The sequence below is a fragment of the Rhodoferax sp. LS1R11 genome (genome assembly GCF_056521395.1).
On the sequence record NZ_JBWMAW010000006.1, the window covers coordinates 163,884 to 187,646 of the forward strand.

The following is a 23,763-nucleotide window of genomic DNA, read 5'->3' on the forward strand; positions in this document are numbered from 1 at the left end:
GCACACGCGGCCAAGCGCGTGGAGCCAATGGTATGGTCAGGTGATGAAAACAAATATCGATCACCTCGTCGTCGTTGCGCACACCCTGGAACAAGGCGTGCAGTGGTGTGAAGCCACTTTAGGCATCACACCCGCCCCCGGCGGGGAACATGCGCAGTACGGCACACACAACCGCCTGTTCAAAATTGCAACCCCCGCCAACCCGCTGGCTTATTTTGAAATCATCGCCATCAATCCGGACGCCAAAGGGCCTGCCAACCCGCACGCCAAGCGCTGGTTTGACATGGACGACCCCGCCCTGCGCGCCGCCGTGGCCAAAGAACCGCGCTTGGTGCACTTTGTGGTCAACACCGACGAAATTCAGGCCGCCCGCATCGCACTCAAGGGCCTGAGCATCGAACGAGGCCCCGCCATGGCGGCAAGCCGCCACTCGCGCAAAGGCATCCTGCAATGGCAAATCACCGTGCGTGAGGACGGGCAACGCCTGTTCGACGGCGCGCTGCCCACGCTGATTCAATGGGGCAAACCCGACGCTGCCGAGCCCCTGCGCCTGCACCCCAGAAACAGCTTGCCGCGCTCAGGTGTCACGCTGCAGAGCATTGCCGTCACGCACCCGACTGCTGCCAAACTGCAAGCGGCTTACGAAGCAATTGGGCTCACGGGCATCACCGTAGAGGTCGGCCCGGCGAACATCATGGCCACCTTGCAAACCCCCAAAGGGGTGGTCACGCTTCAGAGCCAAGGGATTTAGGAGTTCCCGGGGCAGCCCGATTTGGACAGCCCGTCCCTGGGGAATTAAAGGCCAAATCCATACACCAGCTTCGGACCTGGCCCTGGGCCGAAAGTGCCGCTTCCCCAGAACACCATGCCGTCAACAATGGACGGACCGGCGTTGCATGGCCTGTTGGTGGCAAAGGACCACAGCGGTGCGCCGGTTTTGGCATTCAGCGCATACATCCGGCCAGCACCTGGCTCCAGATTGCATCCGAACATCACGTCGTTGGCCACACTGACAGCCGCCTCAGCACGGCTACCCATGGGGTCCTTGGTCTCCCAAATCACCTCCCCGTTCTTGGGGTTGAGGGCTGCCCACCCACCGGCCGTGGTGCTCGTGCCATCTTTCAACTTCCAGACTTCGGGGGTCACGCCGCCACCGGTCAACCCACTGTTGGCCACCGCCAAGTAAATGCGCTTGTCGTCCGTGGCCGAACCCCATTGCAGACCGCCGGTCAAACCGGGCGGTGCCACCTGCGTTACCCAGGCCAACTTGCCGGTGCTTGCATTGAAGGCCCAGAACTTGCCGCTCTTCTGCCCTGCACCGACCAATTTTCCGCCGCCATTCCCTTTTCCTTTCCCGTTACCACCCTCGCCGCCCGGCCCCGTGAACAGCATGGGCCCCTGCGCGAAGTCCCAGTCCGGGCCTTTAGGGTTGGGACAGTTGTCGTTCGGGGGAACGACAAGGCCCGGTACGTTGAGGCCACACCCGACATTCCAGGTGTCATATGGAAGTCCGCGCGCTGACCATTTGATGGCGCCTGTGCTGAGATCCAAAGCGATGATCGAGTCAAAGTGGTTGTCCGGGCTCATGCATACCGCCGGACTGCCGCCACTGTTGAGGCAATTCAGCACAGCATCCGGTACCCAATAATTGTTACCCGTGGCCATGTAAGCCAAATTGCGCTCCAGGTCGACTGCACCCGTGCTGCCCCAGACGGCACCACCATAGTAGCCCGGAGGAACGGTGTAACTCTTCCATCTGATGGCTCCCGTGGTGACATCGAGGGCTACCACGCTGCCGCGAAAGTTCCATTGCCAGTAGGCCTTGGGCACGAAACCGGCAACCAGTTCCTCGTTGGACGCGACACCTACCAGCGCCACGCCATTGGCGATCACCGCTGAATGCGTGACGAACGACAAGGCTGTCGTGTCGACTTCGGTGACCCAGAGCGGTGCGCCGGTATTTTTGTTCACCGCAAAAACCCGGGCCGACTGTGGCGCGGGCTGCCCGAAGGCCTGCAGAAATTTGCCGCTCTGGTTCCCCAAAATCAGCGCGTTGCCCGCAACAGCGGGTGTGGCGCGGGCGAAGTCACCCGCAATCCCGGTGTAGTCGGAGATCGGCTTCTTCCACACCACAGCGCCAGTATGCTTGTTCACTTTGTAGAGGAAGCCTGCCGAGTCGGGAAAGTACAGGGACTGCCCGTCGACCGCAGGATTGGCGGTCACGTCACCGTCGGTCGCCACAGTCCATTTCAACGTCAGGTTCGACACGGTTTTTACGCTGATCTCTTTTTCATCCCCCTGATAACGCGAGTTATGGAGGTCTTTGCCGGCGCTGGGCCAATCCGCCCCCCCGAACCCCGCCGTGCTGGCCACAAGACACATCGTAAAGACACCCGACTGCGCAATCCTGTTTTTCCTGGTCATGACAGATCTCCGGTTGAAAGGGTTTGATGGGGGGAATAAATTACACCTGTTTGCGCGAATGCACAATGACAAAACCAGCCCAACGAACAAGACCTGCTGAAACAGGAATCACATCCTGGCTGCCACACTTATATGCCAAACTGGCCTCTAGCCCAGATAGGACGTGTACAAGCAGCTATACATTTAATAGCAACAGGAAACTGTACCAGGGCTATTAGGGCTATTCCAACGCCGCGACAGTCGGCCCCTGGCCCGACCTCATCTCACGAGGTGGAGCGGCCAATCGACAGTAAACTGCACACCCCCGGCCAATCCCGCCCCCCCTTCTCCATTCCGCTCTATTCAGCCCCCATGAAAACCTACGATCTCTACGCCATCGGCAACGCCCTGGTGGACTCTGACTACGAAGTAACCGAGCCTCATCTGGCCGCCATGGGGGTGGCCAAGCGCCACATGACCCTGATCGACGCCGAGCGGCGCCAGACCCTGCTGGACCATGTGCAGGACTTGCCTTCACGCCGCAATGGCGGCGGTTCGGCGGGCAATACCGTCGTCGCCTTGTCGCAACTGGGGGGCAAGGCGTTTTACTCTTGCCGTGTGGGTGATGATGAATTGGGCGCGTTCTATCGGCAGGACTTGCTCAACAACGGCGTTGCCACCAACCTGACGCACGCCAAGCCCAACAGGGGTCAGACAGGCATGTGCATGGTCATGGTGACCCCTGACGCGGAGCGCAGCATGAGCACCTTTCTGGGCGCTACCGCCGAGTTGGACCACACCGCCTTGCACGAAGAAGACATTGCCAAATCGCAGGTCTATTACATGGAAGGCTACCTGTCAGCATCCCCCACGGGCCTGCATGCCGCGCTGGAGGGGCGCCGCATGGCGAAGCAGGCCGGTGTTCGCCTGGCGACCACCTTGAGCGACGTGACCATGATCAACTTCTGCCGCCCCGGACTGGAGGCCATCATTGCCCAAGACCTGGACTACCTGTTTTGCAACGAGGAAGAAGCGCAGGTGTGGTGCGGCACGACCGACCTGGAGTCCATCTGCCGCCAGGTAGGCCAACTGGCCCAAACCGTGTGCCTGACCCGCGGCCCGCTGGGATGCATCGTGCTGGAGGACGGCCAGCAACAAGCCGTACCCGCGGCCAGCGTGAAAGCCGTTGACTCCAACGGCGCGGGCGACATGTTTGCAGGCGCCTTTTTGTATGCCATCACGCACAGTTATGCAGCAGTAGACGCGGCCTGGCTCGCCAACCAGACCGCTGGCCAGGTTGTCAGCCAGTATGGCAACCGGCTCACCCATCAGACCATGGGTGACATCAAAACGCGCTTTGAGCAGCGCAAGGCTTTAATGCCAAGCGCGGCGGGTTGACTTACAGCACAGTCAGCGACACCGTGGTCTGCGCCGACAAGCTGCCGGATACGCCGCGAATCGTCAACTTAAAGAAGCCGCGTTGCGCACCCAGCAAGGACGATGATCGCAAGCTCAATGTGCTACTGCTGGTGGAGCTCGACGGCGAGAAGGTGCCATTCATGCCCGAGGGCAGCCCGGTGACCGAGAACGCCACGTTGCCACTGAATCCGTTTTTGCCAGTCACCGAGACATTGACGCTGGCGCCAAAGATTCCACCCAGCAGCATCAGTACCGACGACTTGTTGGAGTTGAGACTGAAGCTCTGCGGCGCAGAGACCACCAGCGTCAGCGTCGTGCTAACCGGGTTGGAGACACCCGGTGCCGTGCCGGTCACTGTAATGGGGTAGCTGCCAACGAGGGTGTTGGCCAGTGTTGTGATGGCCAACTTGGTGCCACCGGCGGACGTCGCCGGTTGCAGCACCACCGACACGCCAGCGGGCACGCCAGAGACCGAAAAGGTCACGCTGCCGCTAAAGCCGTTGAGCGGATTGACCACAATCATGTCGCTCAAGCCCGACTGGCCGGGGTTGAGGCTGATCGTGGCGACATTGGGCGTCAGCGTGAAGCCAACGCTCGGTGGCGCTGCCGTGGTGCCTTCAGTGGGCACATAAAACACCACCAGGCCTGCGCTGTAACCCGCTGGCGGCGTTGCCGAGAGGGAGTAGCACGCAACCCAGTTCTGAATTACGTTGTTGAAGGCGTAGTGTTCGTAGACGGCCACTGCATCGCTGCGCGGTGCCGCGTAAGCGTGGAAGGCGATGCCATCGACTGTCATCTGTTCCACGCCGCCACCGCCCGTGGCGTTCAGGCGCAGCAGGTAACGCCGTTGCGCCACAGCAGATGCTGAGCTGATATAGCGGTACACCGGCACGGTGCCTGCCTCAGCAGCCGCGTAGGCGCGAAAAACCAGGCCGTCCAACACCAGCCCACTGCCCGCCGGGGCTGCCGAACCGATGGCGTAGTAGTAGTTGGCCAGGGCGCCCAGCGTGCCACTGAACTGCCGCACATCTGCCGTTTCCGACCATGGGTTGGCAAGCCTGTTGATGACATTGAGCGTGATGCGGCTCAACGGTGTGGGCGTCTGTCCGTTCAGCTCGGGGATCAGACCATAGGCCCATTCCACGGTACCAGCGTTGAAAACTGTCCCCGCGCTGCCGCCACGGCTGAAGACCGAGATCATGGCGTAGCCGGACTGCTCACCGCCACCGCCTGCGGCCAACGAAAGAGTATTCCAGTTGCTGCCGTCGGCCATCGACAAGATGCGCAAGGTCGTCGGCGCACCGTCAGCGCTGGTTGGGTAGGGACGACGGTCGCTGCCCAAGGCGAAACGCGCGGAGTCGCACTCGTAGCCCACGTACTGGCCGCCGAAACTGCCGCCAGTGGCCAACCCGGTGCCCGCAAAGGCCCAGTGCTCAGCGCGCATCACAGTCCACGGTGTCACCGGGCGTGGCTGGGTGCCGGTCCAGCTGCAACCTGTCAGGTAGCCAAGGCCGGTGGTTTGATTCTCCGGGTTGGGTGGCACCAGTGAAACGAAGGTGGTGGTTTTCTGCGCCGGGTCTGCGATGGGGTCGGCTGCGGCGTCTTTGTAGCAAACGAGGGTGCGGTTTGCAACGCCGTTACCCGCCTCCAGGCGCGACTGGAACCACGAGGTGTTGGCGCCAAAATAAGCCGCATTGCCGCCGCGGGCGACAAAAGCATCCATCGTTTGGCGGCGACCCAATGTCCAGTACTCATCATGGCCGACGTCGACGAACAACTGGTAAGGGTCCAGGATCGAAGGGTTGGCAACAATGTCGATGTCGGTGCAGAAGTCGGCCGCGAGGTTGTTCTTGGCCATCCAGCGCACCAGGTACTGGCCATACACGTCAAAAAAACTGTTGAAGGACTCGCTGAACGGCCGGTCAAACGACACCTTGGGCGAGCGCACGCTGCCACTGGAGTTGTAGTCGTACAGGCTCTTGCCGCCGTAGTTGTTGTACGCCTGGATCGTTGAGACCTGAATCTGCACGATGGTTCGGACACCGGGTGTGGAAGACACCGCGCGCACCACGAAAGGTACCGTGCAGGCGTTGGCGCCACTGCCGATGAAGGCGTAGTAAAGGCCGCTGGGCCAGGTGTTGGGCACCGTGAGGCGGTAGTTGCGCGCCCAACGGCAGCCGTTTGCCACCACGTCGGATGGCACCACCTGGTTGCCGATGCTGACAGTGGTACTCATGATGAACACGTCCGGCGCACCGATGCGGGAGATGGTCACCGGGTAAGCCGTCGTGCCTGTGCCCAGCGCCTGCGGGTCACGCAGGAAGAAGTCGATCGTTCCGCCCACCGCCACGGACGTGGTTGACGCGTAGCCCTCCAGACTGGTGCCTGCGGCCTGGCTGATCGGCAGCAGAAGCGCACTGGTACCGATGGCGGCACCGGCCTGAATGAAGTGCCGGCGTGTCAAGCCATAGGCCATGGATGTGCCTTGCTGTGTATCGCTCATCGAAGAACCTCCCGTTTTTTAATCTTGAAGTAAGAATAGCATCTGCACTGATGGTGACTATTAAAAGAATTTAGCGGCTTTTTATGAAACCGCAATGACGCATCTCGCGGGTGGCCAACAAGCGCGTGCGGCGGCAAGCAGGTGCAGCGGCTCCGGCAAAGCAGGGGCAACCAGGTATGACCTTTCTGCACAGGTATGAATGGTTCAAAACAAAATTTGCAATAAAAAAGCCGCGCAGCCCTTATAGGTCGTGCGCGGCCAGCTATTGAATTAATAGCGTTTTAGCAGCTTACTTGCGTGCCGGCGGCAAGTCCGTGCAGCTACCGTGCGCCACTTCCGCCGCCATGCCGATGCTCTCGCCCAGCGTCGGGTGCGGATGAATCGTCTTGCCGATGTCGACCGCGTCAGCACCCATCTCGATGGCCAGCGCAATCTCGCCAATCATGTCGCCCGCGTGGGTGCCGACCAAGCCGCTACCCAGAATCTTGCCGTGGCCATGCGCTTCCGGCGAGTCATCAAACAGCAGTTTGGTGACGCCTTCGTCGCGGCCATTGGCAATGGCGCGGCCCGAGGCTGTCCAGGGGAACAGGCCTTTCTTGACCTTGATGCCCTGCGCCTTGGCCTGGTCTTCCGTCAAGCCCACCCAGGCCACTTCGGGGTCGGTGTAGGCCACGCTTGGAATCACGCCGGCGTTGAAGGCCGCAGCGGCCAACTCTTTGTTGCCTTGCAGTTCACCGGCAATGACTTCAGCCGCCACATGCGCCTCGTGCACGGCCTTGTGCGCCAGCATCGGCTGGCCGACGATGTCGCCAATGGCGAAGATGTGCGGCACGTTGGTGCGCATCTGGATGTCGACGTTGATGAAGCAAGAATTTGATTGACATTTACCAAACCCAACCCGATACTCATATCACCGATGATATGGAAAATACACCCAAACTGCTTGTCGATACCAACATCCTGGTGGCTGCCACACGCAATCGGTATGGGTCCTCGTTCGCACTGATGCAAATCATTCGACTCCAGCAGGTCACGATGTGTTGCAGCCCTGCGCTTTTTCTGGAATATGAGGATGTCCTCAAGCGTCCCAGTCAGTTGGCGACCTCTGGGCTCCTGGTCAGCGACATCGACGCTATTTTGAATGAGCTTGCAGGGATCATTGAGCCAGTCATTACGCATTACCAATGGAGACCGCAATTGCGTGACCCCTCCGACGAAATGGTTCTTGAAGCAGCTGCCAATGCGCAGGCCCATGCCATCGTGACTTACAACCTGCGCGACTTTGGTCCCGCGAGGCTTTTTGGTATCCCCGTACTCAATCCTGAACAAGCTTTTAAACACTTTGGCTTAGCCGTCACAAGGAGTTCCAAGTCATGAGCAGTTATGCCCTTCGCCTACCAGAATCGCTCAAGCAAGCCGCCAAGCGGATTGCCGCTGCCGATGACACCACCATGAACCAGTTTTTCGTGGTCGCTATTGCTGAGAAGATCAGCGCCATGGAGACCGCCAAGTTCTTTGAGCAACGGGCGGCGTTGGTTAGCGCGGGCGATGCGCAAGCGGCATGGGACAAGGTGGGTGCAAATGCTACGCTTGCAGACGACACCTGGACTAGTTAAAAAGCCGCGCAGCCCATACAGAACCTGCGCGGCTAGCTATTAAATTAATAGCGATTTAGCAGCTTACTTCCGCGCAGGCGGCAAGTCCGTGCAACGGCCATGCACCGCCTTGTGCGCCAGCATGGGCTGGCCCACGATGTCGCCGATGGCGAACTGAGGGACTTTGGCCATACGAGCACACCAGTTAGTCAGACCAGCTTATGGCAACTGACTTAACCCCAGCTCTTTCAGGAATTCGTTGTGCTTGTGCTTTGCCGTCGCAATGGCTTTCTCAATCTCAACCAACTCGCCATGCGTCGCTTCCAGACTAATCTCTGCCTCGCCCACCGCCGTGCTGATGTAGCGCGAGATGTTCAGGTTGTAGTCATTCTTCTCGATCTCGGCCATCTCCACCCGGCGTGAGTAACGCACCTCTTGATCGCGGAACTGGTAGGTCTTGATGATCTTGGCAATGTGTTCGTCCGTCATCAGGTTCTGGCGCTTGCCTTTGACAAAGTGCTCCGCCGCGTTGATGAACAACACGTCGTCCGGCTTCTTGCACTTCTTGAGCACCAGAATACAAACCGGAATGCCAGTGGAATAAAACAGGTTCGACGGCAGACCAATCACCGTGTCGATGTGCCCATCCTTGAGTAGCTTGGTGCGGATGCGTTCCTCCGCACCACCACGGAACAACACGCCGTGAGGCAGGATGATCGCCATCACACCCTCGTCTTTCAGGAAATGAAAGCCGTGCAGCAAAAAGGCAAAGTCGGCCGCTGATTTGGGGGCCAGGCCGTGGTTTTTGAAGCGCACGTCGTCGGCCAGCGCGTCGGTAGGCTCCCAACGGTAGCTAAACGGTGGGTTGGCCACAATGGCGTCAAACGTGGGCTTCTTGGCCGGGTTCATTTCCCGCAGGATGTCCCAGTCGTTGGTCAGCGTGTCGCCGTGGAAGATTTCAAACTCGGTGTCCTTCACCCCGTGCAGCAGCATGTTCATGCGGGCCAGGTTGTAGGTGGTGATGTTCTTTTCCTGGCCGTAAATCTTGCCAATGCCATGCGGCCCCATGCGCTTGCGCACGTTCAGCAGCAGCGATCCCGAACCGCAGGCAAAGTCCATCACGCTTTCCAGCCGTTGCTTTACGCCCGTTTTAGGCTCCTGGCTATCCAGGGTGACGATGGTGGAAAGAATGTCGGAGATTTGCTGGGGCGTGTAGAACTCCCCCGCTTTCTTGCCCGAGCCAGCGGCAAATTGGCCAATCAGGTATTCATAGGCATCGCCCAGCGCGTCCATCTCCCTGGAGAACCCTGCCAGCCCATCGGCGATTTTTTGGATGATGGTGCAGAGCTTGGCATTGCGCTCGGTGTAGGTCTTTCCCAGCTTGGGCGAGGCCAGGTCAATTTCTGAAAACAAGCCCGCAAACGTGCTCTGGAATGATTCGGTTTCAATGTATTTGAACCCCGCCTGCAGCGTGCTCAGCATTTCGCCATCCTGCGTGCGAGCCATATTGGCAATGCTGCTCCACAGGTGCAGCGGCTCAATAACGTAATGCACCTTGCGGCGCATTTGTTTCTCGAATGCAGGCACATCGTCCAGATTGCCCTCGTACCAGAGCTGCAAGGGTGTCGATACAGAACTGTCGATCTGTGTAGGGTAGTCCGCGCCCAGCTCCCTCTTGGCCGCTGCCTCGTAGTTGTCAGACAGGTAACGCAAGAACAGGAACGACAGCATGTAGTCGCGGAAATCATCCGCATCCATGGCCCCGCGCAGTTGGTCGGCAATGGCCCAGAGGGTCTTGCCCAGTTGTTTTTGGTTTTGTTCAGTCATGTTTCGTTGTCTTCGCCACGCAGGCTATTGTGGGCTTCAATTTCTTCACGGTCCCGTTGCAGTTCCAGCCGCAGCTCTTCCTCACTGGGCAAGACCAAGCGGTACTTGCTGGCAAAAAGTTGTTCGCTGCCGTTCAGCACCGAATAGCGCACCACCGACTGGTCTTTGCTGCCGCACAGCAAGATGCCCACTGTGGGGTTGTCGCCCTCGCCCCGGCGCAGGTCGTCGTACATGCGCACATACATGTCCATCTGCCCCACGTCCTGGTGCGTGAGAGGCCCTGTTTTCAGGTCAATCAGCACAAAGCATTTGAGCAAGTAGTTGTAAAACACCAAGTCAATGTAGAAATCTTGCGTTTCGGTGCTGATGCGCTGTTGGCGGGCCACAAAGGCAAAGCCCTTGCCTAGCTCCATCAAAAACTGCTGTAGCTTGTCCATCAACGCCGTTTCCAGCTTTGCTTCCAATAGCCGGCCCGTGTCGGGCAGACCCAGAAACTCCAGCATCACCGGGTCGCGCACAAAAGCGCGTGGCGATTGGTCCAGCGCAGCCATGTTGGCCTGTGCTTCATTGCTTACGGCTACCTTGTCCTGGCTCAACAGCAAGCGCTCGTAATAGAGGCTGCCGATTTGCCGCTCCAGCGCCCGCGTGCTCCAGTTCTGGGCCGCTGCCTCTTGCACATACCACTGGCGGGCCTCGGCGCTGTCTACCCGCAACAGCAGGCGGTAGTGCGTCCAGCTTAATTCGCGACGCAGTGCGTCGCGAATTGGGAAGGCCAGATAAAACCCACGCATGTGCCGCAAATTGGTGGCATCAAACCCTCGCCCAAACTCCGCCGACAAAGCCTGCCCCAACTGTGGCAGCAGCCGCTTCCCATAGGCCGCCCGCTGCGCACCGCCTTGCTCAAACTCCACAATGTGCTGCCCAATGTGCCAGTAGGTCTGCACCTGCGCGGTGTCCACAGCCCGCAGCACCTGCTGGCGTGAATCGGCAATCAGCTGGCGCAAGGCGCCCAGCAATGGCGCTAAGCCTTCAGCGGGAGTGCTACCTCCGCTGATCTTCTTGCCAAGTTGTTTCTTGTTTTTTCCAGTCATAGGCTGTTACTTATTGTCTTGCCAAGGACGATGAATTTGCTACACAACGTGTAGCAAATCGATCACTCGCCGGCCGCTTCTCGGGCGACGTCTTGATGCCTGAACTGTCAAGCATTCCTTGACAGTTGCCGAGCCGGGTAGGGACGCGGTAGTTCTTGCCGTCGGCGGCAGTTGTCAACCGTTGGTTGACAACTGATTCCTGGAACACCGTGCCCAGATCAGCCCGAAGCCGAATTTGGCTTCTCCCGTCCTCGGTGGTGTAAAGAATCAAGTCGTTCATGGAGTTGGAGCCAGGACGGCTTTGGTGGCGGGTCGCTCAAGGATGTCAGGCAGAGAAAATTTATAGCGGCCCAAAAATGCATCAAGGATCTGCCTGAAAAGCCGCTTGTTGTCGTCCACCATTGCCATAGGCTGATAGATGTCGTACTTGCCGTGGCTCAACAGATTGAGCGCACGAGCATATAGCTCGGTGTCATCAAAACCCTGAATGCAGGCAGAAAAATCATCGTGCCCGAAAAAGGTGGCCGTTTTCTCCAAAATGCTACGCAGCATATTGAAGTGATAGGTGTAGAGCTTTCCATTCCCGGCGGCCTTCTGCACTTCAGCCAGCATCGCCACATGGTGAAAAAACGGTGTGTCATCCGTCGCGCGCAGCGTATAGGTGGCGCCGCGCTCAGGCCGGTGGAGGAAATACTTCTTGTGCGCATCCTTCTTCAGCTCATTGCACACCACATTGAAGAACAGGGCGTGGTGGGATGACACCACCGCCTTGATGGGCGCGGGAACCATGCGCGGTGGGTTGTCGGCCTCACCCGGCCCATCGGCTGCCACCGCTTCCGGGCGGGTTCTGCTCTTGGCCTCGCGCAGCAGCTTGGCCAAATCGCTGGCCACCGCTATGGCATTGTTGTCGTCCAGCGAGGTAATGGGGTCGTCAATGTAGAGGTACTTTACCCACGAATATGTCTCTAGCCCGTCGATCACACGCTCACAAATGGCCATGAACAGGCACCAGATAAAGATGTTCTCTTCACCACGAGACACCTTGATGTGGCGGGCATCCTCACCCTTGCGAAAACTGATGGTCCACTGGTCGTAATCAATGTCGAACAGAAAGTCCGCATAGCGCCCGAGGTAGTAGCCGATGCGCTCGTCGAGGGCCAAGTCCTTTAGGCCCCGAAAGAACTTCGAGCCGGTATTGATGTGCAGTCGCCGCGCGGTGTCGTTTTCTAAATCGTTGTCCCACGAAAATAGGTCTTCGGTAAAGGCGTTGAAGTAGAGCGTGTCGCCCACAGTTTCTGTGATCGTGAGTGGCTGGTTCACATGGTCGCCGACACGAAAAGGCCGCGAAGTCCGCTTCTTGCCCGCATCCTTAAACGCCATTGAAAGGCGGGTCTTGCCTGTGCCGTTGTAGGCATAGAGCAGCACAAAATCCTGGTTGCCACCATTCAGGTCATCGCGCAGCCGGGCAACCAGCCTGCGCATGTCTGTGAAGCGGTGAATCTTTGGCTTCTCGCTCATGCCTCAACCGCCTCCGCCGAGGGGAAAAGCTGCTGCATCAGCCCTTTCTTGTGGGTCTTGAGAGCTTCGAGTTGGTCGGTTTGGGCTGTAATGAGGTCGTCGAGGGAGTTGAGGCAGTTGGCAATGCGCTCTTGTTCAGGCTGGGAAGGAAAACGTGCTTCTAACTCAAGGATGACGACACGCGATAGTCCTGGAATTAGATTGCCTGAACCCAAGTCTTCGAAGCGCGATCTCTTAGTTAACAGAAATTGAAAGATAAATCGGTTAGAGCCATGCTTTGCGCGAACGGCCATGAGTTGTCGCCCCATCGCTACTTCAGGAAGCATTGAATACCATATTTCGCCCACGCCACTGCCCTTGACCGTAATCAGCGTGTCCTCAGCCTGCGAAACGTTCGCAGTCCGCTTTGTCCATTTCGTGACGTTTTGAAGATCGTTTGTGAAATCAGATGGCCCTGTGAAGTAAGGAACCTCTCCGCTGGCGCTGTATTCGTCGGGCGAAAGATGCATCCCAGAAATAAGATCAACCATGCCGGAGAGCCGGTTGGGTACCCACTCCCCAGCATCCCGAAACTCTGGAAACCGCAGGCGGGGTTGGGTTTCGCCTTCGCGGGGGAAAATCTGCTGCATCAGCCCTTTTTTATGGGTCTTGAGCGTGTCCACTTTGCGGACTTGCGCGGCGATCAGCTCATCCAACGAACTTAGGCAATCAGCGATTTTTTGTTGTTCGACCGGGACCGGGAAACAGACGGGCAGAGCCTTGATGATGTCAGCGTTTAAGTTCTGGACACCACTGCCAGCGGCGTTGTCGACGAAGTAGCTTTGGCTGCCCGGTGCCGAAATCAGATAGTAGAGAAAGTCCCGCTCTGTTTCCTCGGCGATGCTCGTGATCGCAATCCAGCCGTCATGAATGCACGTTCTTATCTGAAGTATGTAGGGGCGACCGAAGCTCATCGAATTCGAAAGAATCAGGTCCCCGGGGTTTACGACTCTGGTTTTACTCAGCGCTTCCCTTCGAACTTTCTCAGCGGTTTGGGTAACGAATTTCGCTTCCTTATCAACGTCTCCAATCTTCAACCAGTTGAGGCCATCGGCAGCGGTTGTGAGGAAACCATCAATCGGACGTGGCGAGCCACCGCGAACGACTTCGGACAAGTCGCCCAAGATGGTAGTTTTCCATTCCCTTGCATCTCGAAACTCAGGAAACCTGAGCTTAGGCACCAGCAAAGCCTTTTCCTTATTGCTCATACGCACTCAGCCCAGAAATCTCACGCCCCTGCGCGCGTTTGGTCAGCAAGAGCACCAGCTCTTTCATCAACGCCAGTTCGGCTTGAGCGCGGGCCTTCCAGCCCAGGTCCAGCGGGGCCATCAGATCGCTCAAGGCTTCGCCATCAAAAATCATGCGTTGCAAGATGCCGTTCACAAAGGCTTGCAGGGCGACGGGTGCTAGCTGGTGCCGGGTGGCAATGGCGGCCAGCTCCGTGCTGTCTTTCTCCTTCTTGAAGCGGCTGTAGCCCTCGCGGATGGCGGCCTCGCTCAAGCCCTCGCCCGCCTTCAGGGTGTTGATGTAGGCGGCGATGTCGTCGCGCTCGCTCATGAACTTGGCATCGGCCTGGATGAGGCCAATGAGCTGTTCGCGGCTCATCTTCTGCTTGCCCGGCACCTGCTGCGAGTAGCGGGACATCAGGCCCATGATGTAGTCGTAGTCAATGACGGCGCTGGCGAAGAGCACAAATTCAAAGTCGAGTTGGTCCACATCTGCAGCGTCGCCCCCGCCCTTACCGCCTTTGTCCTGCTGTGCTTGCTGTGCCTTGAGGCGCTGGGCGGTTTCGAGGTACGCGCCGCGAAAGCCTTGCAGGTTCTCGGCGGGCAAGATCTGCTCAATGGCGGTGGCGTTGTCTTCGGTCAGGTCGGTGTACTGGTCGAGCTGGGTTTTGAGGCGCTGCACTTCCTTGAAATTTTTGATGAAAGCAGCGCGTGCCTCGTCGCCCTTGAGGCTGTGTACGGCCTCGGGCGTGCTGGCCAAGCCTTGGCTTTGCATGAAGTCGGCCAGCTTGGTGACGGCAGCATCCAGCTTCTGGATGACGACCGGGGCCTTGTCCACCAACCAGATTTCGCGGGCTTGCTCGCCCGTTTTCTCGCCCGAGAACAGGGCAATAGCGACATCCACAGCGTCTTGCTGCTGACGAAAGTCGAGGATGTTGCCGTAGGGTTTGGTGCCGTTGAGCACGCGGTTGGTGCGTGAGAAAGCCTGTATCAAGCCGTGGTGCTTGAGGTTTTTGTCTACGTACAGGGTGTTGAGGTACTTGCTGTCAAAGCCGGTGAGCAGCATGTCCACCACGATGGTGATGTCGATCTTCTTGGCAGCGGGGTAGTCCGCATTGGGCCACTGCTGGTCTTTGATGCGCTTTTGCACGTCCTGGTAGTACAGGTCGAATTCGCTGATGGTGTGGTTGGTGCCGTACCGGGCGTTGTAGTTGGCCAGGATGGCTTTGAGGGCGGCTTTTTTGCCCTCGGGGTCCACCTGGTTGTCTTCCTTTTCTTGCGGCAGGTCGTCTTGAATCTGCTTCACATCAGCATCGCCATCGGCGGGGGGCGAGAAGACGCAAGCGATGTTGAGGGGTGCAAATGCTGGGTTAGCCGTGTGCTTGGCCTGCTGCAGTTCGGCAAACAGGCGGTGGTATTCGATGGCGTCGTTGATGCTGGCGGTGGCCAATACAGCGTTGAAGCGCCGCCCGGCGGTGGCCGTATCGTGCTTGGCCAAGATGGCTTCTATCACCGCCCGCTTGGCCAGTGCCTCGCCGGGCTTGAGTTGGCTCTTGCCTTCGGGCTTGAAGTAGTCCACATGGAAGCGCAGCACGTTGGCGTCTTCAATGGCGTGGGTGATGGTGTAGGCGTGCAGCTGCTTTTGGAAGAGGTCTTCCGTGGTTCTGAACTGCCCCTCCTCGCCCTCGAACTGTTTGGCTGTTGCGTTTGCTTCAAAGATGGGCGTGCCGGTAAAGCCAAAGAGCTGCGCCTTGGGGAAGAACTCTTTGATGGCGTCGTGGTTCGCGCCAAATTGGGAGCGGTGGCATTCGTCAAAAATGAAAACGATGCGCTTGTCGCTCAGTGGCGCTAGCTGCTCCTTGTAGGTGGCCTTGCCATCCTTCTTTTGCTGTTTGTTGCGCTTGCTGTTTTCATCCAGCGCCAGGCCCAGCTTCTGGATGGTGGTGACGATGACCTTGTCGGCGTAGTCGTCAGACAGCAGGCGGCGCACCAGTGCGGCGGTGTTGGTGTTCTCCTCCACGCAGCCTTCCTGAAAGCGGTTGAATTCCTCGCGGGTCTGGCGGTCCAGGTCTTTTCGGTCCACCACAAAAAGACATTTCTCGATGTCGGGGTTGTCCTTGAGCAGGGTGGAGGCTTTGAAGGAGGTGAGCGTTTTGCCGCTGCCGGTGGTGTGCCAGATGTAGCCGTTGCCGCAGTTCTGGTGGATACAGTCCACAATTTGCTTGACCGCATACACCTGGTAGGGCCGCATCATCAAGAGCTTTTGCTCGCTGGCCACCAGCACCATGTAACGGCTGATGGTTTGGCCCAGGGTGCATTTGACGAGGAACTTGTCCGCAAACTCGTCGAGCTGGGCAATCTTGTTGTTGGCCTCGTCCGCAAACTGGTAGATGGGCAGAAAGCGCTCATCCGCATTGAACGCAAAATGGCGCGCGTTGTTGTTGGCGAAGTAGTAGGTATTGGTGCGATTGCTGACGATGAAGAGCTGCAAAAAGCTCAACAGCGTTTTGGTGTAGCCGTTGCCGGGGTCGTTTTTGTAATCAACGATCTGCTCCATGGCGCGGCGCGGGTTGATGCCCAGCGTTTTCAGCTCGATTTGCACGCACGGCACGCCGTTGATGAGGATGAGCACGTCGTAACGGTGGTGGCTGTAGTCGGTGTTGATGCGCAGCTGGTTGACAACCTCAAAGGTGTTTTTGCACCAGTCTTTGATATTGACCAGGGTGTAGTTCAGCGGCGTGCCATCTTCGCGGGTGAAGGCGTTGATGCCGCGTAGGGTGCGGGCGGCGGTGAAGACATCGGGGGTGATGATTTCGTCCAGCAGGCGGGCGAATTCACCATCCGACAGCTTGACGCGGTTGAGGGCCTCGAACTTTTCACGGAAGTTGCGCTCCAGTGATGCGCGGTCCCGGATGTCAGCCCGATATTCGTATTTAAGGCCTTGGAGCTTGCCGATGAAGCCGTATTCGATGTGCTCCTCTTTGACGACAGAACTCTGCGTACCAGATGGCTGAGCGTAGGTGAACTTGGATGAAGGCATGGGTTGGCAATTGACGTTGTCGACTGAGGTTATCGACTAATTTGGGGCTGTTCGCTGTAGAAATTACCCACGATTGTGACCGCTTGGCCTGTCATGCCAACGACAAGCCTACGCACGCCCCCGTCTAAGCATAAAAAAGCCGCGCAGCCCTTATAGGTCGTGCGCGGCCAGCTATTGAATTAATAGCGTTTTAGCGATCTACTTGCGTGCCGGCGGCAAATCCGTACAACTACCATGCGCCACTTCCGCGGCCATGCCGATGGATTCTCCAAGGGTTGGGTGCGGGTGAATCGTCTTGCCGATGTCCACTGCGTCGGCGCCCATCTCGATGGCCAGTGCAATCTCGCCGATCATGTCGCCCGCGTGGGTGCCGACCATGCCGCCGCCGAGGATCTTGCCGTGGCCATGCGCTTCCGGCGAGTCATCAAACAGCAGTTTGGTGACGCCTTCATCGCGGCCATTGGCAATGGCGCGGCCAGAGGCCGTCCAGGGGAACAGACCCTTTTTGACCTTGATGCCTTGCGCCTTGGCCTGGTCTTCGGTCAGGCCGACCCAGGCCACTTCGGGATCGGTGTAGGCCACGCTCGGAATCACGCGGGCGTTGAAGGCCGCAGCGGCCAGCTCTTTGTTGCCCTGCAGTTCACCGGCAATGACTTCAGCCGCCACGTGGGCTTCATGCACCGCCTTGTGGGCCAGCATGGGCTGACCGACGATGTCGCCGATGGCGAAGATGTGCGGCACATTGGTGCGCATCTGGATGTCGACGTTGATGAAGCCACGGTCGGTCACCGCCACACCGGCTTTTTCGGCGGCGATCTTCTTGCCGTTGGGTGTGCGGCCGACGGCTTGCAGCACCAGGTCGTACACCTGCGGCGCGGGGGCGGTGCCGCCCTCCTCCGCCGGGGCAAACGTCACTTCAATGCCTTCGGGCAAGGCGCGGGCGCCTACCGTTTTGGTCTTGAGCATGATGTTGTCAAAGCGTGGCGCGTTCATTTTTTGCCAGATCTTGACGAGGTCGCGGTCGGCGCCCTGCATCAGGCCGTCCATCATTTCAACCACGTCCAGGCGGGCGCCCAGCGTGCTGTAGACGGTACCCATCTCCAGGCCGATGATGCCGCCGCCCAGAATCAGCATGCGCTTGGGGACTTCTTTCAACGCCAGTGCGCCGGTGGAATCGACCACACGGGGATCGTTCGGCATGAAGGGCAGGCGCACGGCTTGTGAGCCCGCAGCGATGATGGCTCGTCTGAACGCAATGGTTTGCGTCTTGCCGGTTTTCTCTTGCGAGGTGCCGCTGGTTTCTTCAACCGACACGTGGTTGGCACCGACGAAGGCGCCGTAGCCGCGCACCACGGTGACTTTGCGCATCTTGGCCATGGCAGCCAACCCGCCGGTGAGCTTGTTGATGACTTTTTCTTTGTGGCCACGCAGGGTGTCCACGTTGACGGTGGGCGCACCAAACTCAATGCCCAGGGCACCGAGGTGACTCACTTCGTCCATCACGGCGGCCACATGCAGGAGCGCCTTGCTGGGGATGCAACCCACGTTCAGGCACACGCCGCCCAGCTGTGCATAACGCTCGACCAGGATGACTTTGAGCCCCAGGTCTGCAGCGCGGAAAGCCGCTGAATAACCACCAGGGCCGGCACCGAGCACCAGCAGGTCGCAGTCCAGATCGGCCGTGCCGCCAAAGCTGGCGGCGGCGGGTGCGGCTACCGGCGCAGCAGTTGCTATAGTTTGTGTAGCTGCCTGCGCAGGTGCAGCGGGGGCTACAGCCTGTTTTGGCTCTGAAACAGGCGCCGCTGCATCAGCCGCGCCTTCAATCACCAGCACCAGCGAGCCTTCTTTGACTTTGTCGCCGAGCTTGACTTTGAGCTCTTTGACTACGCCGCCGTGGCTGGCGGGGATTTCCATGGAGGCCTTGTCGCTCTCCACGGTGATCAGACTTTGTTCGGGTTTGATGGTGTCGCCCACTTTGACCATGAGTTCGATCACGGTCACTTCGGCGAAATCGCCGATGTCGGGCACTTTGATGTCGATGGATGCCATAAGGTGTCTCTCTCTTTTTTACTTTTTCAATTTGACGGTGAAGATGTCAATCGGGCCAGCGGAGTTTTTATCAAACTCGCAACCTGCCGTGACGCCAATGGTGGCCAGTTCGCGCGCAGTTTTCGTGTGATTCCAGCTGGCGTACATGGCGCCAAGTGCAAAGCCGCGCCCCGAGCCGATGCCCCAGAACTCGTTGAACTCAAACACTTCGCGGTAGCTGTACAGGCCGTAAATGCCAGAGGCATTCGCAATCATCACGCTGAACTGGCTGGACTCGTAGGGGTCGTTGTCGTCTTCCTTGGTTTGCAGGAAAAACGTCTCTTTGAGCAGCGGGTGCAGCTTGGTGAAGGTGTCAAACACCTCGTCCTTGCTGCCCAGCAACAACTGTTCTTTGGGCAAGGCCGTCATGGCCTTGCGCAACACCGGAAAGTGCGCCACGGTACCGGCAATGCCCACATAACTGGGGCCTGCCGGTGTGTCGACCTTGAACAGCTTGCTGTTGGGCTCAAAACGATGGCTGAGCCGCGTGTCGCCAAAGGTGATCAGGGTGTCGGCCGCAATGGCCACCATCCCGGCTTTTTTGACGACGACGACGGTGGTCATGCCCAGCGCTCCGTGTGGATCAAAGCATGACCCGGCGGAAATCGCCCAGGATCTGGCCCAGGTACACGTTGAAGCGGGCCGCTGCGGCGCCGTCGATCACGCGGTGATCCCAGGTCAGGCTCAAAGGCAACATCAAACGAGGCTGGAAAGCCTTGCCGTCCCACACCGGCTGGATGGTCGATTTGCAGACCCCCAGAATCGCCACCTCAGGCGCATTGATGATGGGCGTGAAGTAACGCCCGCCAATGCCGCCCAGGGACGAGATGGTGAACGAAGCGCCCGACATTTCCGCGGGGCTCAGCTTGCCGTCACGCGCCTTTTTGGCCAGCTCACCCATCTCGGCGGAGATTTGCATGATGCCTTTTTTGTCGGCATCCTTGATCACCGGCACCATCAGGCCATTGGGCGTGTCCGCCGCAAAACCGATGTGGAAGTACTGCTTGTAGATCAGCGCGTCGCCGTCGAGCGAGCTGTTGAACTCGGGGAACTTCTTGAGCGCAGCCACGCAGGCCTTGATCAGGAAAGCCAGCATGGTGACCTTGGCGCCCGACTTCTCGTTCTCCTTGTTGGTGGAGACGCGGAAGGCCTCCAAATCGGTGATGTCGCAGTCGTCATGGTTGGTGACGGCCGGAATCATGATCGCATTGCGCAGCAGGTTGGCGCCGCTGATCTTCTTGATGCGCGACATATCCTTGCGCTCGACCGGGCCGAACTTGGTGAAGTCGACCTTGGGCCACGGGATCAGGCCCAGGCCTGCGCCGTCATTGCCAGAACCAGCTGCAGCGCTCTTGGACTGTGCCTGAGCAGCTACAGTTTGAATAGCACCGCTCATCACGGAACGGGTGAAGGACTGCACGTCAGAGTCGGTGATGCGGCCTTTCAAGCCGCTGCCTTTGACTTCATTCAGGGGCACGCCGAGTTCGCGGGCAAACTTGCGCACCGAGGGCGATGCGTGGGGCAAGCCTACGGGAGCGGTGGTCGGGTTGTGCGCCGGTACGGCAAGCGTTGCCGCAGCGGGAGCCACAGCGGCTGCCGCGGCCACTGGGGCAGCAACAGCAGCTGGCGTTGCAGCGGCAGCAGGCACAGCCGCCACGGCACCCGCGGGGGCCACACCTTCAAGCAGGGCGATCAGGTCACCAATGTTGACCTTGTCACCGACCTTGATCTTGAGCTCCTTGAGCACGCCAGCGCTGGACGACGGAATCTCCATCGCGGCCTTGTCCGACTCGACCGTGACCAGCGACTGTTCCACGCGGATGTTGTCGCCCACTTTGACCATGATTTCAATCACGGCCACGTCCTTGAAGTCGCCAATATCAGGCACACGCACTTCAACCGGACCGACAGCTGCAGCTACAGAAACAGGAGCTGCCTGCGCAGGTGCAGCGGGGGCTGCAGCCTGTTTTGATGCTTCAGCAGGCGCTGCAGCAGCGGGTGCTGGCACAGCGGCTACGCCCGCCACCTCCAGCGTTAACACGACCGAGCCTTCTTTGACTTTGTCACCCAATGCAATTTTGAATTCTTTCACCACACCAGCGTGGCTGGACGGGATTTCCATGGAGGCCTTGTCGGACTCCACGGTGATCAGGGACTGCTCGGCTTTCACCGTGTCGCCCACTTTGACCATCAACTCAATGACGGTCACTTCGGCGAAGTCGCCGATATCAGGTACTTTAATTTCTATGACAGACATACGTGTCTCCGTGTTCTTGTTGTGGCGGGCTTAGGCGTAGAGCGGGTTGACCTTGTCGGTCTGGATGCCATATTTGGCAATCGCTTCCACCACTTTGGACACCGGCACGGTGCCTTCTTCGCTCAAGGCCTTGAGCGCGGCGACGACGATGTAATGACGATTCACCTCAAAGTGCTCACGCAACTTGGAGCGGAAATCGCTGCGGCCAAAGCCGTCGGTGCCCAGCACCTTGTAGGTGCGGCCCTTCGGAATGAAGGAGCGAATCTGCTCGGCATAGGCCTTCATGTAATCGGTGGAAGCCACCACGGGGCCGGTTGAGCCCGCCAGTTGTTGACCCACAAACGACACACGTTGCTCACCGGCAGGGTGCAGCAGGTTGTAGCGCTCGGCGTCCTGACCGTCGCGGGTCAGCTCGTTAAAGCTGGGGCAGCTCCAGACGTCGGCCGCAATGCCCCAGTCTTTTTCCAGCAACTCTTGCGCGGCAATCGACTCGCGCAGGATCGTGCCCGAACCCAGCAACTGCACGCGCAGCTTGTTGGCTTCGTCAGAAGAGGGCTTGCACAGGTACATGCCCTTGATGATTTGCGCTTCGGTGCCGGGCTTGAGGCCGGGCATCGGGTAGTTTTCATTCAGCAGGGTAATGTAGTAGTACACATTCTCCTGACGCTCCACCATGCGCTTCATGCCTTCATGCAGGATGACGCCCACTTCATGCGCAAAGGTCGGGTCGTAGCTGATGCAGTTGGGAATCGTGCCCGCCATGATGTGGCTGTGGCCGTCTTCGTGCTGTAGGCCTTCGCCGTTGAGCGTGGTGCGCCCGGAGGTGCCGCCCAGCAAGAAGCCGCGTGCCTGCATGTCGCCAGCAGCCCAGGCCAGGTCGCCAATGCGCTGGAAGCCGAACATGGAGTAGTACACGTAGAACGGGATCATGATCCGGTTGTTGGTGCTGTAGGAGGTGGCCGCAGCAATCCAGCTGCTCATGCCGCCAGCTTCGTTGATGCCTTCTTGCAGAATCTGGCCTGCTTTGTCTTCGCGGTAGTACATCACCTGGTCTTTATCAACCGGGGTGTACTTTTGACCTTCGGGGTTGTAGATACCGATCTGACGGAACAAACCTTCCATGCCAAAGGTACGGGCTTCGTCCACAAGAATAGGCACCACACGGGGGCCCAGGGCCTGGTCGCGCAGGAGCGTGGTCAAGAAGCGCACATAGGCTTGGGTGGTCGAAATCTCGCGGCCTTCGGCGGTGGGCTCCATCACGGTCTTGAACGTATCGAGCGAGGGCACGGTGAACTGCTCGTCCGACTTGGTCCGGCGGTGCGGCAGGTAACCCCCCAACGCTTTGCGACGCTCATGCAGGTACTGCATTTCAGGCGTGTCATCGGCCGGCTTGTAGAACGGCACTTCAGCCAACTGGCTGTCTGGAATTGGAATGTTGAAACGGTCACGGAAGATTTTGATGTCTTCGTCGGTCAGCTTCTTGGTCTGGTGCACATTGTTTTTGCCTTCACCGCTCTTGCCCATGCCAAAACCCTTGACGGTTTTGATCAGCAACACCGTGGGCTGGTCTTTGTGGTTGACCGCTTGGTGGTAAGCCGCGTACACCTTTTTAGGGTCATGGCCGCCCCGCTTCAGGGCCCAGATTTCGTCGTCGCTCATGTGGGCCACCATCTCCAGCGTGCGCGGGTCGCGGCCGAAGAAGTGTTTGCGCACGTAGGCACCGTCGTTGGCTTTGAAGGCCTGGTAGTCGCCATCCAGCGTTTCCATCATCAGCTTCTTCAAGGCGCCGTCCTTGTCACGCGCCAAGAGGGGATCCCACTCGCTGCCCCACAGGAGCTTGATCACATTCCAGCCCGCGCCGCGGAACTCGCCTTCAAGCTCTTGCACGATCTTGCCGTTGCCGCGCACCGGGCCATCCAGGCGCTGCAGGTTGCAGTTGATGACAAAAATCAGGTTGTCCAGGTTCTCGCGGGCCGCCAGCCCAATGGCGCCCAGGGATTCGACTTCGTCCATTTCGCCGTCGCCGCAGAACACCCAGACCTTGCGGTTTTCGGTGTTGGCAATGCCACGGGCATGCAGGTACTTCAGGAAACGGGCCTGGTAAATCGCCATCAAAGGGCCCAAGCCCATGGAGACGGTAGGGAATTGCCAGAACTCGGGCATCAACTTGGGGTGTGGGTAACTCGACAGCCCTTTGCCATCAACTTCCTGGCGGAAATTGAGCAGCTGCTCTTCCGTCAGGCGGCCTTCCAGGTAAGCGCGGGCATAAACGCCAGGCGACACGTGGCCTTGTATATAGAGGCAGTCGCCGCCATGGTTTTCGCTCTCAGCATGCCAGAAATGGTTGAAGCCGGCACCAAACATGTGGGCCAGCGAGGCAAATGAACCAATGTGGCCGCCCAGATCACCCCCATCCACAGGGTGATGGCGGTTGGCTTTGACCACCATGGCCATGGCATTCCAGCGCATGTAGGCGCGCAGGCGCTCTTCAATTTCGATGTTGCCAGGGCAACGGGCTTCCTGGGTTGTCTCAATGGTGTTGACATAACCGGTGTTGGCGGAGAACGGCATGTCGATGCTGCTCTGACGCGCGTGCTCCAGCAATTGCTCAAGCAAAAAGTGAGCGCGCTCGGGGCCTTCGCTCTGAATAACGGCGCTCAAGGCATCCATCCACTCACGGGTTTCCTGGCTGTCCGCATCTTGCGGAATCGAGCCCAATAAATTTTCGGGAATTGCTGACATGCTTGTCTCCTGAGT

Annotated in this window: 15 protein-coding genes and 1 pseudogene; 4 read left to right on the forward strand and 12 right to left on the reverse strand. The window is 58.8% G+C overall.

What is annotated here, in order from left to right; genetic code table 11:
- Positions 1–43: 43 nt before the first annotated feature.
- On the forward strand, positions 44–751 hold the full coding sequence (locus tag AC097N_RS09850; RefSeq protein ID WP_479580780.1) for a VOC family protein: 708 nt from the start codon (positions 44–46) through the stop codon (positions 749–751).
- Positions 752–795: 44 nt separating this feature from the next.
- Here the strand turns inward: AC097N_RS09850 and AC097N_RS09855 are convergent, their stop codons facing one another.
- Positions 796–2,424, reverse strand: coding sequence for an outer membrane protein assembly factor BamB family protein (locus AC097N_RS09855; protein WP_479580781.1), 1,629 nt, complete (start codon positions 2,422–2,424; stop codon positions 796–798).
- A gap of 351 nt (positions 2,425–2,775) precedes the next feature.
- Between AC097N_RS09855 and AC097N_RS09860 the strand changes: the two genes are divergently transcribed.
- A complete protein-coding gene (locus AC097N_RS09860; RefSeq protein WP_479580782.1) occupies positions 2,776–3,801 on the forward strand; it encodes an adenosine kinase in 1,026 nt (341 codons plus the stop codon).
- 1 nt (position 3,802) lies between these two features.
- Here the strand turns inward: AC097N_RS09860 and AC097N_RS09865 are convergent, their stop codons facing one another.
- Both AC097N_RS09865 and AC097N_RS09870 read right to left on the reverse strand, forming a co-directional pair.
- Entirely contained in the window at positions 3,803–6,325 is a 2,523-nt protein-coding gene (locus tag AC097N_RS09865; RefSeq protein WP_479580783.1) for a N,N-dimethylformamidase beta subunit family domain-containing protein, read from the reverse strand.
- 289 nt (positions 6,326–6,614) lie between these two features.
- Positions 6,615–7,190: pseudogene (locus AC097N_RS09870) on the reverse strand (FAD-dependent oxidoreductase); the annotation flags it as partial.
- Between the two features lie 8 nt (positions 7,191–7,198).
- Here AC097N_RS09870 and AC097N_RS09875 point away from each other — a divergent pair.
- Positions 7,199–7,702 (forward strand): putative toxin-antitoxin system toxin component, PIN family, encoded by a 504-nt coding sequence (locus tag AC097N_RS09875; RefSeq protein WP_479580784.1) that lies wholly within the window; start codon positions 7,199–7,201, stop codon positions 7,700–7,702.
- A complete protein-coding gene (locus AC097N_RS09880) occupies positions 7,699–7,941 on the forward strand; it encodes a hypothetical protein (protein ID WP_479580785.1) in 243 nt (80 codons plus the stop codon). The genes AC097N_RS09875 and AC097N_RS09880 overlap by 4 nt, the downstream gene beginning before the upstream one ends.
- A gap of 198 nt (positions 7,942–8,139) precedes the next feature.
- On the opposite strand, the gene AC097N_RS09885 is transcribed toward AC097N_RS09880, so the two are convergent.
- The 9 genes from AC097N_RS09885 to aceE form a co-directional block, all read right to left on the reverse strand.
- Positions 8,140–9,747 carry a type I restriction-modification system subunit M gene (locus AC097N_RS09885; RefSeq protein WP_479580786.1) on the reverse strand — a complete coding sequence of 536 codons (1,608 nt, stop codon included), beginning with the start codon at positions 9,745–9,747 and terminating at the stop codon, positions 8,140–8,142.
- On the reverse strand, positions 9,744–10,838 hold the full coding sequence (locus AC097N_RS09890) for a PDDEXK nuclease domain-containing protein (RefSeq protein ID WP_479580787.1): 1,095 nt from the start codon (positions 10,836–10,838) through the stop codon (positions 9,744–9,746). The genes AC097N_RS09885 and AC097N_RS09890 overlap by 4 nt, the downstream gene beginning before the upstream one ends.
- A 276-nt stretch (positions 10,839–11,114) precedes the next feature.
- Positions 11,115–12,356: an AAA family ATPase gene (locus AC097N_RS09895; protein WP_479580788.1), complete on the reverse strand. Its 1,242-nt coding sequence runs from the start codon at positions 12,354–12,356 to the stop codon at positions 11,115–11,117.
- The gene (locus AC097N_RS09900; RefSeq protein ID WP_479580789.1) at positions 12,353–13,603 is read right to left on the reverse strand and encodes a restriction endonuclease subunit S; all 1,251 of its coding nucleotides are present in this window, start codon (positions 13,601–13,603) and stop codon (positions 12,353–12,355) included. Before AC097N_RS09900 ends, AC097N_RS09895 begins: the two co-directional genes overlap by 4 nt.
- Positions 13,593–16,661 (reverse strand): type I restriction endonuclease subunit R, encoded by a 3,069-nt coding sequence (locus AC097N_RS09905; protein WP_479580790.1) that lies wholly within the window; start codon positions 16,659–16,661, stop codon positions 13,593–13,595. The genes AC097N_RS09900 and AC097N_RS09905 overlap by 11 nt, the downstream gene beginning before the upstream one ends.
- Positions 16,662–16,859: 198 nt before the next feature.
- Entirely contained in the window at positions 16,860–18,710 is a 1,851-nt protein-coding gene (gene lpdA / locus AC097N_RS09910) for a dihydrolipoyl dehydrogenase (RefSeq protein WP_479580791.1), read from the reverse strand.
- 18 nt (positions 18,711–18,728) lie between these two features.
- On the reverse strand, positions 18,729–19,313 hold the full coding sequence (locus AC097N_RS09915) for an MFS transporter (protein ID WP_479580792.1): 585 nt from the start codon (positions 19,311–19,313) through the stop codon (positions 18,729–18,731).
- A 19-nt stretch (positions 19,314–19,332) separates the two neighbouring features.
- Positions 19,333–21,006: a dihydrolipoyllysine-residue acetyltransferase gene (gene aceF, locus AC097N_RS09920; RefSeq protein ID WP_479580793.1), complete on the reverse strand. Its 1,674-nt coding sequence runs from the start codon at positions 21,004–21,006 to the stop codon at positions 19,333–19,335.
- Positions 21,007–21,036: 30 nt separating this feature from the next.
- Entirely contained in the window at positions 21,037–23,748 is a 2,712-nt protein-coding gene (gene aceE, locus AC097N_RS09925) for a pyruvate dehydrogenase (acetyl-transferring), homodimeric type (protein ID WP_479580794.1), read from the reverse strand.
- Between the last annotated feature and the right edge of the window lie 15 nt (positions 23,749–23,763).

Coding starts and splice junctions, on each gene's coding strand:
- AC097N_RS09855 (WP_479580781.1), bottom strand. CDS start 2,424: ATGACCAGGAAAAACAGGATTGCGCAGTCGGGTGTCTTTACGATGTGT.
- AC097N_RS09865 (WP_479580783.1), bottom strand. CDS start 6,325: ATGAGCGATACACAGCAAGGCACATCCATGGCCTATGGCTTGACACGC.
- AC097N_RS09895 (WP_479580788.1), bottom strand. CDS start 12,356: ATGAGCGAGAAGCCAAAGATTCACCGCTTCACAGACATGCGCAGGCTG.
- AC097N_RS09905 (WP_479580790.1), bottom strand. CDS start 16,661: ATGCCTTCATCCAAGTTCACCTACGCTCAGCCATCTGGTACGCAGAGT.
- AC097N_RS09915 (WP_479580792.1), bottom strand. CDS start 19,313: ATGACCACCGTCGTCGTCGTCAAAAAAGCCGGGATGGTGGCCATTGCG.
- lpdA (WP_479580791.1), bottom strand. CDS start 18,710: ATGGCATCCATCGACATCAAAGTGCCCGACATCGGCGATTTCGCCGAA.
- AC097N_RS09890 (WP_479580787.1), bottom strand. CDS start 10,838: ATGACTGGAAAAAACAAGAAACAACTTGGCAAGAAGATCAGCGGAGGT.
- AC097N_RS09885 (WP_479580786.1), bottom strand. CDS start 9,747: ATGACTGAACAAAACCAAAAACAACTGGGCAAGACCCTCTGGGCCATT.
- AC097N_RS09900 (WP_479580789.1), bottom strand. CDS start 13,603: ATGAGCAATAAGGAAAAGGCTTTGCTGGTGCCTAAGCTCAGGTTTCCT.
- AC097N_RS09880 (WP_479580785.1), top strand. CDS start 7,699: ATGAGCAGTTATGCCCTTCGCCTACCAGAATCGCTCAAGCAAGCCGCC.
- aceF (WP_479580793.1), bottom strand. CDS start 21,006: ATGTCTGTCATAGAAATTAAAGTACCTGATATCGGCGACTTCGCCGAA.
- AC097N_RS09850 (WP_479580780.1), top strand. CDS start 44: ATGAAAACAAATATCGATCACCTCGTCGTCGTTGCGCACACCCTGGAA.
- AC097N_RS09860 (WP_479580782.1), top strand. CDS start 2,776: ATGAAAACCTACGATCTCTACGCCATCGGCAACGCCCTGGTGGACTCT.
- aceE (WP_479580794.1), bottom strand. CDS start 23,748: ATGTCAGCAATTCCCGAAAATTTATTGGGCTCGATTCCGCAAGATGCG.